The organism is Burkholderia sp. EMB26, from assembly GCF_024730645.1.
Taxonomy (GTDB): domain Bacteria; phylum Pseudomonadota; class Gammaproteobacteria; order Burkholderiales; family Burkholderiaceae; genus Burkholderia; species Burkholderia cenocepacia.
Window position 1 is genome coordinate 778,646 of the sequence record NZ_CP078070.1, and the last position, 13,910, is coordinate 792,555.

At 69.4% G+C, this 13,910-nt stretch carries 13 protein-coding genes; 4 read left to right on the forward strand and 9 right to left on the reverse strand.

What is annotated here, in order from left to right; genetic code table 11:
- Positions 1-2: 2 nt before the first annotated feature.
- Entirely contained in the window at positions 3-1,925 is a 1,923-nt protein-coding gene (locus KU887_RS03720) for a chorismate-binding protein (RefSeq protein WP_062884101.1), read from the forward strand.
- 128 nt (positions 1,926-2,053) lie between these two features.
- Here KU887_RS03720 and panB read toward each other — a convergent pair whose 3' ends face one another.
- The 6 genes from panB to hda are packed head-to-tail and all read right to left on the reverse strand — an operon-like array spanning position 2,054 to position 7,153.
- Positions 2,054-2,869 (reverse strand): 3-methyl-2-oxobutanoate hydroxymethyltransferase, encoded by an 816-nt coding sequence (gene panB, locus KU887_RS03725; RefSeq protein ID WP_006485002.1) that lies wholly within the window; start codon positions 2,867-2,869, stop codon positions 2,054-2,056.
- A gap of 43 nt (positions 2,870-2,912) precedes the next feature.
- Entirely contained in the window at positions 2,913-3,599 is a 687-nt protein-coding gene (locus KU887_RS03730) for a deoxynucleoside kinase (protein WP_006484932.1), read from the reverse strand.
- Positions 3,596-4,138, reverse strand: a complete 543-nt coding sequence (gene folK / locus KU887_RS03735) for a 2-amino-4-hydroxy-6-hydroxymethyldihydropteridine diphosphokinase (protein ID WP_006476832.1) — start codon at positions 4,136-4,138, stop codon at positions 3,596-3,598. The genes KU887_RS03730 and folK overlap by 4 nt, the downstream gene beginning before the upstream one ends.
- Positions 4,139-4,173: 35 nt before the next feature.
- Positions 4,174-5,724 (reverse strand): polynucleotide adenylyltransferase PcnB, encoded by a 1,551-nt coding sequence (gene pcnB, locus KU887_RS03740; RefSeq protein WP_006484964.1) that lies wholly within the window; start codon positions 5,722-5,724, stop codon positions 4,174-4,176.
- A gap of 5 nt (positions 5,725-5,729) precedes the next feature.
- The gene (locus tag KU887_RS03745) at positions 5,730-6,407 is read right to left on the reverse strand and encodes an HAD family phosphatase (RefSeq protein ID WP_006484935.1); all 678 of its coding nucleotides are present in this window, start codon (positions 6,405-6,407) and stop codon (positions 5,730-5,732) included.
- An 11-nt stretch (positions 6,408-6,418) separates the two neighbouring features.
- On the reverse strand, positions 6,419-7,153 hold the full coding sequence (gene hda / locus KU887_RS03750) for a DnaA regulatory inactivator Hda (protein ID WP_034200992.1): 735 nt from the start codon (positions 7,151-7,153) through the stop codon (positions 6,419-6,421).
- A 247-nt stretch (positions 7,154-7,400) separates the two neighbouring features.
- On the opposite strand from hda, the gene purM reads away from it, so the two are divergent.
- Together purM and KU887_RS03760 are read left to right on the forward strand one after the other, a co-directional pair.
- Positions 7,401-8,456 carry a phosphoribosylformylglycinamidine cyclo-ligase gene (gene purM / locus KU887_RS03755; RefSeq protein WP_124637217.1) on the forward strand — a complete coding sequence of 352 codons (1,056 nt, stop codon included), beginning with the start codon at positions 7,401-7,403 and terminating at the stop codon, positions 8,454-8,456.
- 113 nt (positions 8,457-8,569) lie between these two features.
- Entirely contained in the window at positions 8,570-8,965 is a 396-nt protein-coding gene (locus KU887_RS03760; RefSeq protein ID WP_034200991.1) for an SgcJ/EcaC family oxidoreductase, read from the forward strand.
- A 22-nt stretch (positions 8,966-8,987) separates the two neighbouring features.
- Here the strand turns inward: KU887_RS03760 and tet are convergent, their stop codons facing one another.
- Positions 8,988-10,181: a Tet(A)/Tet(B)/Tet(C) family tetracycline efflux MFS transporter gene (tet, locus tag KU887_RS03765; RefSeq protein ID WP_063822417.1), complete on the reverse strand. Its 1,194-nt coding sequence runs from the start codon at positions 10,179-10,181 to the stop codon at positions 8,988-8,990.
- A 62-nt stretch (positions 10,182-10,243) separates the two neighbouring features.
- Here tet and tetR point away from each other — a divergent pair, with 62 nt between their 5' ends.
- Positions 10,244-10,876 (forward strand): tetracycline resistance transcriptional repressor TetR, encoded by a 633-nt coding sequence (gene tetR / locus KU887_RS03770; protein ID WP_034200989.1) that lies wholly within the window; start codon positions 10,244-10,246, stop codon positions 10,874-10,876.
- 4 nt (positions 10,877-10,880) lie between these two features.
- Here the strand turns inward: tetR and miaA are convergent, their stop codons facing one another.
- Positions 10,881-11,855 (reverse strand): tRNA (adenosine(37)-N6)-dimethylallyltransferase MiaA, encoded by a 975-nt coding sequence (gene miaA, locus KU887_RS03775; RefSeq protein ID WP_060268423.1) that lies wholly within the window; start codon positions 11,853-11,855, stop codon positions 10,881-10,883.
- Positions 11,852-13,861, reverse strand: a complete 2,010-nt coding sequence (gene mutL / locus KU887_RS03780; RefSeq protein ID WP_060213951.1) for a DNA mismatch repair endonuclease MutL — start codon at positions 13,859-13,861, stop codon at positions 11,852-11,854. Before mutL ends, miaA begins: the two co-directional genes overlap by 4 nt.
- Between the last annotated feature and the right edge of the window lie 49 nt (positions 13,862-13,910).

The window sequence follows — 13,910 nt, forward strand, 5'->3', positions numbered from 1 at the left end:
GCATGACTGAAGGCAACGAGAGCGCGTCGTTCGCGCTCTTGGACGATTGCGACTCGACCGCGTCCGCGCGGTCGAGTCGTTTGTATTCGGGCTTCGTGCGCGAGCGCGTGTGCACGGACCCGGCGCAGCTCGACGCGGTCGATGCGGCGCTCGCGCAGGATCTGCGCGACGGGCTGCATGCGGTCGTCGTCGGCGATTACGCATTCGGACGCAACCTGCAACGGGCGCAGCCGGGCGATGCCCCGCTGCGCTTTTTGCTGTATGCGCGCTGCGAGCGGCTGTCGCGCGACGAAGTCGATGCGTGGCTCGCGCAGCAGGACGGCGGCGGCACGCCGTCGATCGCCGGTGTCGCGCATGTCGCGAAGAGTGTGTCGCGCGATGCGTTCGACGCGGCGATCGCCGCGGTGCACGACGCGTTGCGCGCAGGCGATTCGTATCAGGTCAATTACACGTACCGGCTGAATTTCGACGTGTTCGGCACGCCGCTCGCGCTGTACCGGCGGCTGCGCGCGCGTCAGCCGGTGCGCTACGGCGCGCTGATCGCGCTGCCGGGCGGCGCATGGGTCGTATCGTGCTCGCCCGAACTGTTCGTCGAGAAGCACGGCGACGTGCTGCGTGCGCGACCGATGAAGGGTACCGCGCCGCGTTCGGCCGATCCGCGTGAAGACACGGCGGCCGCCGCGTTCCTCGCGAGCGATCCGAAGAACCGCGCGGAAAACGTGATGATCGTCGACCTGCTGCGCAACGACGTGTCGCGGATCGCGCGCACGGGCACCGTCAAGGTGCCGGCGCTGTTCTCCGTCGAGCCTTATGCGTCGGTGTGGCAGATGACGTCGACGGTCGAAGCCGGCTGGCGCGACGGCACGACGTTCGCGCAGATGCTGCGCGCGCTGTTTCCGTGTGGGTCGATCACCGGTGCGCCGAAGTACAAGACGATGCAGCTGATCGACACGATCGAGTCGACGCCGCGCGGGCTCTATACGGGCGCGATCGGCTGGCTCGATGCGCCGCAGGACGAGGCCGCGCCGACAGGTGCTGCAGCGCCCGACGGCGCGCCCGGTTGCGGCGATTTCTGCCTGTCGGTCGCGATCCGGACGCTGACGCTCGAGGCGGTCGCAGCCGATGCCGTCGCGACGAGCGCCACGCGCGACGCGGCAACGGCGATTGCCGGCCGGCGGCGTGGCACGATGGGCGTCGGCGCGGGCATCGTGCTCGACAGCGTCGCGGCCGACGAATATGCGGAGTGCGAATTGAAAGCGCGATTCCTGACGGATGCCGATCCCGGCTTCCAGCTGTTCGAAACGACGGCCGCCACGCGGGCGGACGGCATCCGCCATCTCGATCGCCATCTCGCGCGGCTGCAGCGCAGCGCCGATGCGTTCGGCTTCCGCTTCGACGCCGATGCGCTGCGTCGCGAGATCGATGCACGCTGCGCGGCGCTCGGCGGCGACGGCGCGTACCGGATGAAGCTCACGCTGGCGAAGGACGGCACGATCGAGATCGTTGCGGCGCCGCTCAAACCGCTGCCGGCAGGGCCGGTCGGCGTGCTGCTGGCAGCCGCGCACGGCTTCGCGCCGACCCGCGCGAGCGATGCACTGCTGCTGCACAAGACCACGCGCCGGGCCGAATACGACCGCGCGTGGCAGGCGGCAGAGGCGCTCGGCGGGTTCGACATGCTGTTCGTCAACGAGCGCGGCGAGGTGACGGAAGGCGGGCGCTCGAACCTGTTCGTGAAGCTCGACGGCCAGTGGGTGACGCCGCCGCTGGCGTCCGGCGTGCTGCCGGGCGTGATGCGTGGGGTGCTGCTCGATGATCCCGCATTCGGGGCCGTGGAGCGTGTCGTGACCCGTGACGACCTGGCACGCGCGCAAGGGCTGCTGCTGACCAATGCGCTGCGCGGTGCGCTCGACGCGGTGCTGAAGTGACGAGGTGACTGAGGGGGCGTCGTATGCCTGCTCCGGTGCCACGAACCCGTTCATCCACGCGGCGCACAAACGAAAAAGCGCGGCGCCCCGCAAAGGGCGCCGCGCTTTTTTACATCCGCTCTTCCACGTCAGAACGAGTGTTCGGGGCCGGGGAACGACCGATCCTTCACCGCGCGCACGTAGGCTTCGACGGCCGCCTGAATGTTCGGCTGCCCCTGCATGAAATCCTTCACGAAACGCGGCCGCTTGCCGGGGAACACGCCGAGCATGTCGTGCAGCACGAGCACCTGCCCCGAGCAGTCGACGCCCGCGCCGATGCCGATCGTCGGAATCTTCAGCATGTGCGTGACTTCGGACGCAACGAGCGTCGGCACGGCTTCGAGCACGACGAGTTGCGCGCCGGCATCCTCGATCGCGCGCGCATCGCGCAGCAGCTGCGCGGCGCCGGCTTCGGTCTTGCCCTGGACCTTGAAGCCGCCGAACGCATGCACCGATTGCGGCGTGAGGCCGAGGTGCGCGCAGACGGGCACCGAGCGCTCGACGAGGAAGCGGATCGTATCGGCGAGCCATTCGCCGCCTTCGAGCTTGACCATCTGCGCGCCGGCGCGCATCAGCTTGACTGCATTCGCGAACGCCTCGGCCGGCGTGCCGTACGTGCCGAACGGCAGATCGGCGACGACGAGCGCGCGCGGCTGGGCCCGCGCGACGCACGCGGTGTGGTACGCGATGTCGTCGAGCGACACCGGCAGCGTGGTCGTGTGGCCCTGCAGCACGTTGCCGAGCGAATCGCCGATCAGCAGCACGTCGGTGCCGGCGCGATCGAGCAGCGCGGAGAAGCTCGCGTCGTAGCAGGTGAGCATCGCGATCTTCTCGCCGGCGTCGCGCATTGCCTGCAGCTTGGGTACCGTCACGGCAGGCCGGCTCGATTCCTGGAGATAGGTCATGGGAAATCCGGGTCGATGGGTGAAGAGCGACAGGCGGGACGCGTCAGCGCGTCGTCTCGCCCTTGACGAAGAATTCCTTGCGGCCGCGCATCGTCTCGATGCGCTCGACCAGCAGGGCGAGATCTTCGGGGGAATCCAGCGGGTTCAGGTGTTCGGCTGCGACCGTCAGCACCGGCGTGCGGTCGTAGTGGTAGAAGAATTCGTTGTACGCGTCGACGAGCGAGCGCAGGTACGCGTCGCTGATCTGCAATTCCATCGGCAGCCCGCGCTTCTGGATGCGCGAGAACAGCACTTCGGGGCTCGCCTGCAGATAGACGACGAGATCGGGCGACGGCGCCTGCGGCACGTCGACGTGCGTGGCGACCGAGCGATACAGTTGCCACTCGTCTTCCGGCAGGTTCAGCCGCGCGAAGATGTCGTTCTTCTGCGGCATGAAATCGGCGATGACGGGGCGGCCCGTGTCGAGCGCGCCGATCAGCTCGCGCGCCTGCTGCGCGCGCTGCAGCGCGAACGACAGCTGGACCGGCAGCGCGTAGCGCGCGGTGTCGCGGTAGAAGCGTTCGAGGAACGGGTTGTCCTGCGGGCGCTCGAGCAGCGTCTGCATCGACCAGCGCTCGCCGAGCAGGCGCGCGAGCGTCGTCTTGCCGACACCGATCGGGCCTTCGATCACGAGATAGCGATGCGGGGCGCGCAGGTCGGGCGCGGTGACGGTCAGCGGAGTGGCGTTCATCGGCAGCGGGTCTTGTCGGCGTCTTCGCCGGCAGCGAGCGCCTTTTGCATCAGGCACTGGCAGGTCTGCACCTTTTCGACGCGCTGATCCGCGACGGCGGCGAGAAAGGCGTCGGCCCGGCCGCGCGCGGGGATGTCGAGCGCCGGCTCGATCTCGACGAGCGGCACGAGCGCGAACGCGCGGTCGGTGAGGCGCGGGTGCGGGACGATCAGGTCGGGCTCGTCGATCGAATCGGCGCCGAACAGCAGGATGTCGAGGTCGAGCGTGCGCGGCGCATTGCGATACGGGCGCTCGCGGCCGAAGTGATGTTCGATCTTCTGGCAGAGCGCGAGCAGCTCGCGAGCCGACAGCGTCGTGTCGAGCTTGACGACGCAGTTGTAGTAATCGTCGCCGCCCGCTTCGAAGGGCGCCGTGCGATACAGGCTCGATTTGCCGAGGATCGAGATGGTGCGCTGCTGTGCGAGGCACACCACCGCGTCCTTCAGGGTCTGGCGCGCATCGCCGAGATTCGCCCCCAGTCCGATATATGCAACCGTCATGGCATCACTTCCTACGTCGTTCGCCGGCGCGCGCGTCAGTCGTCGGAACCGCTCGCGGTATCGCCCGCGGTATCCGGTGCCTGCTCGGCGGCACCTTCACCCGGCTTGCGGTTGCGCGCCCCGCCGCGGCGGCGCCGCTTGCGGGGCGATTTTTCCTTCGAGCCGCCCTGCGTGAGCAATGCCTCGCGAGCGGCCGCGTCGCCTTCGATGAAATCCGTCCACCACTGTCCGACTTCCGCATCGAGCTCGCCGGATTCGCAGCGTAACAGGAGGAAATCATACCCCGCTCTAAACCTTTGGTGTTCCAGCAGCCGCATCGCGCTGCGGCCCGAGCGTTTCTCGAGGCGCAGCTGCAGGCCCCAGATCTCGCGCATGTCGGCCGAGTAGCGCTTGTGGATCGCGAGCTTCTCGGTCTGCATGTCCAGCACGTCGTCCATCGCGCGATGGAGCGCCGGCACCGGGATTTCGCCCGCGGCCGTGTATTGCTCGAAGCGCTGGCGCATGTCGTGCCACAGCAGCGTCGCGAACAGGAAGCCCGGCGACACCGGCTTGCCGGCGCGCACGCGCGCGTCGGTGTTGTTCAGCGCGAGCGTGATGAACTTCTCGCCCTGCGGCTGTTCCAGCACGACGTCGAGCAGCGGCAGCAGCCCGTGGTGCAGCCCTTCCTTGCGCAGCCGCTGCAGGCACGCGAGCGCGTGGCCCGACAGCAGCAGCTTCAGCATTTCGTCGAACAGGCGCGCGGCCGGCACGTTGTTGATCAGGTCGGCGAGCGCGTGGATCGGCTCGCGCGTATGCGGTTCGATCTCGAAGCCGAGCTTCGCCGCGAAGCGCACGACGCGCAGCATCCGCACCGGATCCTCGCGGAAGCGCGTGGCCGGATCGCCGATCATCCGCAACAGGCGGGCGCGCACGTCGGCCATCCCGTCGTGGTAGTCGAGCACCGTCTGCGTCGACGGGTCGTAGTACATCGCGTTGATCGTGAAGTCGCGGCGCGCGGCGTCCTCGTGCTGCTCGCCCCACACGTTGTCGCGCAGCACGCGGCCGCTCGCGTCGACCGCGTGCGTGCGGCGATCGAGTTCGTCGCGCTTCAGGCGCTTCGGCGGTTCGGCCGTGGCCGCCTCGGGCGGCGCGTCGACCAGCGCGCGGAACGTCGACACCTCGATCAGTTCCTGGCCGAACTGCACGTGCACGATCTGGAAGCGGCGGCCGATCAGGCGCGCGCGGCGGAACAGGCGCTGCACCTCGGTCGGCGTCGCGTCGGTCGCGACGTCGAAGTCCTTCGGCGCGATGCCGAGCAGCAGGTCGCGCACGGCGCCGCCGACGATGAACGCGCGAAAGCCCGCCTGCTGCAGCGTGTCGGTCACGCGCACCGCGTTCTTCGAAATCAGCGCCGGGTTGATGCCGTGCACGCTGGCCGGCACGACGGTCGGCTCATGGTTGCTGCGCGGTTTCTTCGCGCCACCGCCGCGGGCGCCCTTCGGGGTGCGCGGGGCAGCAGGGGCCGCTGCGTCGGCCGGGGCCGCGGCGGGAGGCGTTTGCTCGGTTTCGTCCTGGCCGAGCAGCTTGCGGATGAATTTTTTGATCACGACGTTCAGAAGAGATCGAGGATACGCCAGCCGCGGTTGCTTGCATGCGCGCGCAGCGTGTCGTCAGGGTTGGTCGCGATCGGGTCGGTGACTTTCTCGAGCAACGGGATGTCGTTGTGCGAGTCGCTGTAGAAGTAGCTGTGTTCGAAGTCGTCCCAGTGCTTGCCGAGCGACGCGAGCCACGCTTCGGTCCGCACGATCTTGCCTTCGCGATAGCTCGGCGTGCCGGTCGGGCGGCCCGTGTACGGGGAATCGGGGTGGCCGTCGGTCGTCTCGACCTCGCAGGCGATCAGCGTGTCGACGCCGAACGCGGTCGCGATCGGGCGCGTGATGAATTCGTTGGTCGCCGTCACGACGCAGCACAGGTCGCCCGCATCGAGGTGCCGGCGCACGAGTTCGAGCGCGGCGGGCGTCATCGCGGGCCGGATCACCTCGTGCATGTACTGCTCGTGCCATTGCGCGAGCTGCGCGCGCGAATACTTCGCGAGCGGCGTGAGCATCGCGCACAGGTACGCGTGGATGTCGAGCTGGCCGGCCTTGTAGTCGGCGAAGAACTGGTCGTTCTGACGCGAGAAGCTTTCCGCGTCGACGATGCCGAGCTTCACCATGAAGCGACCCCATTCGTGGTCGCTATCGGTCGGGATCAGCGTGTGATCGAGGTCAAAGAGTGCCAGATTAGTCATGGAAGCGCATTTTACTCGAAGCGGTTCGGGCCCGTGCCCGGTGGTGTGATGTCGTCGCCGGGACGCGCGAGCATCCGGCGCAGCAGTGGCAGCGTGACCGCGCGTTTCTGCTCGAGCGAGAAGCGGTCGAGCGCGTCGAGCAAGGCCATCAGGCTCGGCATGTCGCGGCGGAAATGGGTCAGCAGGTACGCGGCGATGTCGTCGGTCAGCGCGATCCCGCGCTCCTTCGCCGCGAGCTTGAGCACCGCGATCTTGCCGGCGTCGGACGGCGGCGACAGGTGGAACACGAGCCCCCAGCCGAGCCGCGTGCGCAGATCCTCGCGCACGTCGAGCGCAAGCGGCGCCGCCGGGCCCGCGGCGACGAACGCGCTCGACGGGTGCGCGCGCACTTCGTTGAACAGGTTGAACAGCGCGACCTGCTGCGTGTCGCTCATCCGGTCGCAGTCGTCGATCGCATAGATGCCGATGCGCGGGTCGAACGTGAACGCGCCGAGCGGGCTCTGCGGCGTCAGGTAGCGCGCATAGCCGTACGACGCGTCGCTCACGAGCGCCTGCAGCAGGTGGGTGCGGCCGCTGCCGGGCTCGCCCCAGATATAGAACGACCGGTCCGGCACGGGGCCGGCCGCGAGCGCGAGATCGAGCTTCTGCAGGCGCGAGACGAGCTCGTCGTTCTCCTCGTTCATGATGAAGTTGTCGAACGTGGCGGGCGGCGGCGTGCCGAGATCGAGCGTCAGTTGACGGGACACAACAGTCACAATGCAGATCGGTTGGAAAAACGCGTGCCGTACGCCGGGCGCGCGCGGGGGAGGGCTCCGGTGCTCGACCACGCGGCCGCACGCACGGCGGCGCGCGGGTTCCGGCGCGGCTCGCGTGGCGAAGAAAACGGGGACGTGTCGACCAAGATGCAATCCCTGACGATTCGGTGCTGGGAATTCCGGCCAACGGGCCGGCTTCGGGTAAAATCGCATTTTACCGACCTTCTCGCATTCCCCCATGAATCCTCCGAAATCCGCTCCCGACGCTCAGGGTCTGTCCTATCGCGACGCAGGTGTCGACATCGACGCCGGCGACGCGCTCATCGACAAGATCAAGCCTTTTGCGAAGAAAACCCTGCGCGACGGCGTGCTCGGCGGCATCGGCGGGTTCGGCGCGCTGTTCGAAGTGCCGAAGAAGTACAAGGAGCCGGTGCTCGTGTCGGGCACCGACGGCGTGGGCACCAAGCTCAAGCTGGCGTTTCATCTGAACAAACACGATACGGTCGGCCAGGATCTCGTCGCGATGAGCGTGAACGACATCCTCGTGCAGGGCGCCGAGCCGCTGTTCTTCCTTGACTACTTTGCGTGCGGCAAGCTCGACGTCGACACGGCCGCCACCGTCGTCAAGGGCATCGCGCAGGGCTGCGAACTGTCGGGCTGCGCGCTGATCGGCGGTGAAACGGCCGAAATGCCGGGCATGTACCCGGACGGCGAATACGACCTGGCCGGCTTCGCGGTCGGCGCGGTCGAGAAGAGCAAGATCATCGACGGCAGCACGATCGCCGAAGGCGACTTGGTGCTCGGCCTCGCATCGAGCGGCATCCACTCGAACGGCTTCTCGCTCGTGCGCAAGATCATCGAGCGCGCGAACCCGGACCTGTCGGCCGATTTCCACGGCCGCTCGCTCGCCGACGCGCTGATGGCGCCCACGCGCATCTACGTGAAGCCGCTGCTCGCGCTGATGCAGAAGCTGTCGGTGAAGGGCATGGCGCACATCACCGGTGGCGGCCTCGTCGAGAACATCCCGCGCGTGCTGCGCGAAGGCCTCACCGCCGAGCTCGACCAGCACGCCTGGCCGCTGCCGCCGCTGTTCAAGTGGCTGCAGGAGCACGGCGGCGTCGCCGACGCGGAAATGCACCGCGTGTTCAACTGCGGGATCGGCATGGCCGTGATCGTGTCGGCGGCCGATGCCGACGCGGCGATCGCCGACCTGACCGCCGCCGGCGAACAGGTGTGGAAGATCGGCACCGTGCGTGCGACCCGCGAAGGCGAGGCGCAGACGGTCGTGGTCTGACGCGCATCGCAGCAGCAGAATGCAGCACGGAAAGCCGCCCGGTATCGCACCGGGCGGCTTTTTTTTCGGGCGCCGCGTCTGTATGGACGCAGGCCGATGAAGGAGGGGCGACGATGACCGAAGACGAACGCGCGATCCGCGAACTCGTGGACAACTGGTTCGTGTCGAGCCGGCGCGGCGATCTGGCGACGGTGCTGGACCTGATCGCCGACGACGCGATCTTCATGGTGGCCGGCAAGCCGCCGTTCGACAAGGCGGCGTTCGCGGCCGCGTCGCGCGACGCGAACGCCGGCGCGGAGCACGCGCCAAAGATCGACGGCCGCTACCGGATCGACGAACTGCGTGTGATCGGCGACTGGGCGTACCTGCGCAATTTCATCGAGATCGACGCGACGCCGCCGGGCGGCGAGACGATCCGCCGCTCGGGCCACACGCTGACGATCTTCCGCAAGGCCGGCGGCCGCTGGCAGCTCGTGCGCGACGCGAATCTCGTCACGCTCGCGGGCTGAACGCGACGGCGCGCGCCGACGCTCACGCGGATGCGCGCGGCGCGTTCGCCGGGCGCGCGCCGGCCAGCAACGGCGGCACGAGCAGGTACAGCAGCGCGGCGGCAGCCCAGACGAGCCCCGGCCACGTCGCGCGCGTCGCCGCGTAGGTCGCGGTGACGACCAGTGGCCCCGCGACGCCGATCAGGCTCGCCACGCTCGCCAGCGTGCCCTGCAGTTCGCCCTGACGCGTATTGTCGACCTGCCGTGCGAGCATCGCCTGCAATGCCGGCAGCGTCATGCCGCCGGCCGCGAACAGCGGCAGCAGCGCGAACGGCACCCACGCGGCGGTCGCGAACGCGATGACCGCCAGCCCGAGTGCATCACCTGCAAGGCCCAGCGCGAGCGCGCGCCGCTCGCCGAGCCGCGCGATCAGCGGCCCGATCGCGAACGCTTGCGCGAGCGCGTGGCACGCGCCGTAACCGGCGAGCGACAGCCCCGCGACCGGCGTCGACCAGCCGAAATGTTCCTGGCCGTACAGGATCCACAGCGTCGCGGGCGCCTGCGACACGAGTGCCACGATCACGTAGATGCCGACCAGCGGCGCGAGCGCGGGCGCGCCGCTCAGCCGGCGCAGGTTCGCGAACGGGTTGAGCGCGCCAGCCGTGCGGCCGCCCCCGGCCGAGCGCGGCCGCGATTCCGGCAATACGCGCCACACGAGCACGAGATTCAGCGCGTTGAGCAACGCGGCCGCGACGAACGGCGCACGCAGGTGCAGCGCGCCGAGCAGCCCGCCGATCAGCGGGCCGGCGATGAAGCCGATGCCCATCATCGCGCCGAGCTGGCCGAAGCGCCGCGCGCGGTCGGGTTCGGCCGTCACGTCGGTCACGTACGCGGTCGCGACCGCGACGTTCGCGCCGGTGACGCCCGCGATCAACCGCCCGACGTAAAGCCATGCGAGCGTCGGCGCGAGCGCCATCAGCAGATAGTCCAGCGCGGCGCCCGCGAGCGACGCCAGCAGTACCGGGCGGCGGCCGAAACGGTCGCTCAGCGCGCCAAGCAGCGGCGCACACAGGAACTGCGCGAACGCGTACAGCGCGAGCAGGACGCCGTAATGGGTGTCGGTGCTGCCGGTGGCGGCGAGCGAGCGCAGCAGCCCGGGCAGGATCGGCATCACGACCCCGACGCCGATCGCGTCGAGCAGCACCGTGGCCAGAATGGCAATCAGGGACGGATTCAAGAGGATGACTCTATCGATGATAGAGTGAGGATTATTCCACAGTTTCCCTATCGGTGATAGAGATGAAGGACACAGGGGCGCGACTCACGCGCGACACGGTATTGCGCGCGGCGCTCGACCTGCTGGATGAAGTGGGGATCGATGGACTGTCCACCCGGCGGCTCGCCGAGCGGCTCGGCGTGCAGTCGCCGACGCTTTACTGGCATTTCAGGAACAAGGCCGAGCTGCTCGACGCGATGGCCGAGGCGATCATGCTGGAGCGCCACGGTGCGTCGCTGCCGGAGCCGGGCGAAGTATGGGATGCATGGCTCGCGGAGAATGCGCGCAGTTTCCGCCGCGCGCTGCTCGCTTACCGCGACGGCGCGCGCCTGCATGCCGGCACCCGGCCGCGCGCGCTGCATTTCAGTTCGATCGAACGCAAGATCGCGCTGCTCGGTGAAGCGGGGTTCAAGCCGGACGAAGCGGTCGACGTGATGGTCGCGATCGGGCGCTTCGTGGTCGGCTGGGTGCTGGAAGAGCAGGCGCGGCCGGACGGCGACGCCGATGCGCTGCTGCCGGATGCGGCCGAGTATCCGTTGTTCGCGCAAGGCTGGGCCACGCTGCGCGAGCGCAGCGGCGACGAAGCGTTCGAGCGCGGCATCGCATGGATCGTCGACGGCGCCCGCGCGCGCCTGGCGGCGCGTCGGGCCGGCTGACGCATCAGCCCGGTGTGCGGCCGTCGAGGACGCGTTCGAGCGCGTCGAGCGCGCGGGCCGTCGAATCCGGCGCGACGCAGTCGACCACGATCCGCTCCGGCATCGCGCGCAGCCACGTGATCTGGCGCTTGCACAGCTGGCGGGTCGCGAAGATGCCCTTGTCGCGCATCGTCCGGTAGTCGGTATCGCCGTCGAGGAATTCCCACGCCTGCCGGTAGCCGACGCAACGCATCGACGGCAGGTCGGGATGGAGATCCTCGCGGCGCCGCAGCCGTTCGACTTCGTCGATGAAGCCCGCGTCGAGCATCGCATCGAAGCGCTGCGCGATCCGCGCGTGCAGCACCGCGCGATCCGACGGCTCGAGCGCGACCGGCACGAAGCGGTACGCGGCGGCCGCATCGTCGGTGCGGCGCGGCGCGGCGAGCAGCACCGACATCGGCTGCCCGCTCAACATGAAGATTTCCAGTGCCCGCTGGATCCGCTGCGAATCGTTCGGCGCGAGCCGCGCGGCCGTGTCGGGATCGACCTGCGCGAGCCGCGCGTGCAGCGCGGGCCAGCCGTCGCGCGCGGCGTCGGCGTCGAGTGCCGCGCGAATCTCCGGGTCCGCGCCCGGCAGGTCGTTGAGCCCGTGCGTGAGCGCCTTGTAGTACAGCATCGTGCCGCCCGCGAGCAGCGGCGTGCGGCCGCGCGCGACGATCTCGCCGATCAGCCGCAGCGTGTCCGCGCGGAATTCCGCGGCCGAATACGCGTCGGCCGGGTCGATGATGTCGATCAGGTGATGCGGCACGCTCGCGCGCTCGTCGCGCGACGGTTTCGCGGTGCCGATATCCATGTCGCGGTAGACGAGCGCCGAATCGACGCTGACGATCTCGATCGGGCGGCGCGCGGCGAGCGCCAGCGCCGCGGCCGTCTTGCCCGAAGCGGTGGGGCCGAGCAGGCAGGCGATCGTCGTCGGGGTGGACTGCGAAGAAGCGCTCATTGCCCGCGCATGAAGAGGCGGTCGAGATCGTTCAGCGTGAGCTGATACCAGGTCGGCCGGCCGTGATTGCACTGGTCCGCGCGCTCGGTCGCCTCCATCTGGCGCAGCAGCGCGTTCATCTCGTCGAGCGTCAGACGCCGGTTCGCGCGCACCGCGTGATGGCATGCGAGCGTGCCGAGCAGTTCGTGCTGGCGCTCGGTGAGCACCCGCGAGCCGCCGAACGCGTGCAGGTCGGCCAGCACCGCGCGCGCGAGCGACTGCAGGTCGGCATCCTTCAGCAGCGCCGGCACCGCGCGGATCGCAAGCGTCGTCGGCGACAGCACCGCGAGGTCGAAGCCGAGCGATTCGAGCGTGTCGCGCTCTTCCTCGACCGTGCCGATCTCGACCGGCGTGGCCGTCATCGAGATCGGCAGCAGCAGCGACTGCACGGCGACCGTGCGATCCGCGAGCGCGTTCTTGAACTGTTCGTACAGGATTCGCTCGTGCGCCGCGTGCATGTCGACGATCACGAGACCGTACGCATTCTGCGCGAGCACGTAGATGCCGTGGATCTGGCCGAGCGCGAACCCGAGCGGCTGGTCGTCGTGCGCGCCGGCGGCGAGCGGCGACGCGGCGAAGCCCGGCAGCGGCGCGGCCGGTGCGTCGGTCGAATCGGCCGAATCGCGCGCGATGAGCGTCGTGCCGTCCGGCGTGCCGGCGCCGCTGTCCTTGCGGCCGAACAGCGCGTCGTAGAGCGCGAGCGGCTGCGCGACGGGCAGCGTGCCCTGCGTCATCCGCGCCTGGCGCATCCACGTGTTGCCCGCCGATGATGAAGACGACGGCGGCGAGAAGCCGCTGCCGCCGCTACCGCCAATGCCGCCGGCGCCGCCCGGACTCTGGCCGAGCGGCGTGCCGAGGAACGACGCCGGCCCGCGCGGGGCGGGCTCGATATGCGCGGCATGGCCGCCCGCGGTGGTTTCCGGCGACGCGCCCGCGTGGCGCGCGAGCGCCCGCTGGACCGCGTGGAACACGTACTGGTGGATCGAGCGCGAATCGCGGAACCGCACTTCGATCTTCGACGGATGCACGTTCACGTCGACGGCTTCGGGCGGCAGGTCGAGGAACAGCACGTACGACGGATAGCGGTCGCCGTGCAGCACGTCCTCGTAGGCCGCGCGCACCGCGTGCGTCAGCAGCTTGTCGCGCACGAAGCGGCCGTTCACGAAGAAATACTGCTGGTCGGCGCGCCCGCGGCTCGCGGTCGGCAGGCCGGCGCAGCCGTAGACGGCGAGCGGGCCGGCCTGCTCGTCGAGCGGCAGGTGCGCGGTCGCGAAGCCGTCGCCGAGGATCTTCGCGACGCGCTGCGCGGGCTCGGTCGCATTCCAGTGCTCGACGGCCTTGCCGTTGTGCAGCACCGAGATCGCGACGTCCGGCCGCGCGAGCGCCGCGCGGCGGATCATTTCCAGGCAGTGGCCGAATTCGGTCTGCTCGCTCTTCAGGAACTTGCGCCGCGCGGGCGTGTTGAAGTACAGCTCGCGCACCTCGATCGTCGTGCCGACCGAGCCGGCGGCGGGCGACAGCACGCCTGTCTGCGCATCGATCTTCATCGCATGCGCGGCATCGGCCGTCCGGCTCGTGATCGACATCTCGGCGACCGACGCGATCGACGCGAGCGCTTCACCGCGAAAACCCAGCGTCGCGACCGCCTCGAGTTCCTCGAGCGAGCGGATCTTGCTGGTCGCATGGCGCATCAGCGCGAGCGCCAGTTCGTCGGGCGGAATCCCGCAGCCGTCGTCGGTGATCGAGATGCGCTTGACGCCGCCTTCTTCCAGCACGATGCGCAGCGTCGTCGCGCCGGCGTCCATCGCGTTCTCGAGCAACTCCTTGACGACCGACGCCGGGCGTTCGACGACCTCGCCGGCGGCGATCTGGCTGATCAGCTGGTCGGGCAGGGGCTGGATTGCGCGCAGCGGGCGCGCGGCGGGGGCGGGCGCGGCGCCCGCGGCCGTTTCGGTGATATCGGACATGGCCGAATTATAGCGAGGCGGCGAACGCGTGCCGGGGCAGCCGGCCGTT

Coding starts and splice junctions, on each gene's coding strand:
- KU887_RS03720 (WP_062884101.1), top strand. CDS start 3: ATGACTGAAGGCAACGAGAGCGCGTCGTTCGCGCTCTTGGACGATTGC.
- panB (WP_006485002.1), bottom strand. CDS start 2,869: ATGACCTATCTCCAGGAATCGAGCCGGCCTGCCGTGACGGTACCCAAG.
- KU887_RS03730 (WP_006484932.1), bottom strand. CDS start 3,599: ATGAACGCCACTCCGCTGACCGTCACCGCGCCCGACCTGCGCGCCCCG.
- folK (WP_006476832.1), bottom strand. CDS start 4,138: ATGACGGTTGCATATATCGGACTGGGGGCGAATCTCGGCGATGCGCGC.
- KU887_RS03745 (WP_006484935.1), bottom strand. CDS start 6,407: ATGACTAATCTGGCACTCTTTGACCTCGATCACACGCTGATCCCGACC.
- purM (WP_124637217.1), top strand. CDS start 7,401: ATGAATCCTCCGAAATCCGCTCCCGACGCTCAGGGTCTGTCCTATCGC.
- KU887_RS03760 (WP_034200991.1), top strand. CDS start 8,570: ATGACCGAAGACGAACGCGCGATCCGCGAACTCGTGGACAACTGGTTC.
- tetR (WP_034200989.1), top strand. CDS start 10,244: ATGAAGGACACAGGGGCGCGACTCACGCGCGACACGGTATTGCGCGCG.
- miaA (WP_060268423.1), bottom strand. CDS start 11,855: ATGAGCGCTTCTTCGCAGTCCACCCCGACGACGATCGCCTGCCTGCTC.
- mutL (WP_060213951.1), bottom strand. CDS start 13,861: ATGTCCGATATCACCGAAACGGCCGCGGGCGCCGCGCCCGCCCCCGCC.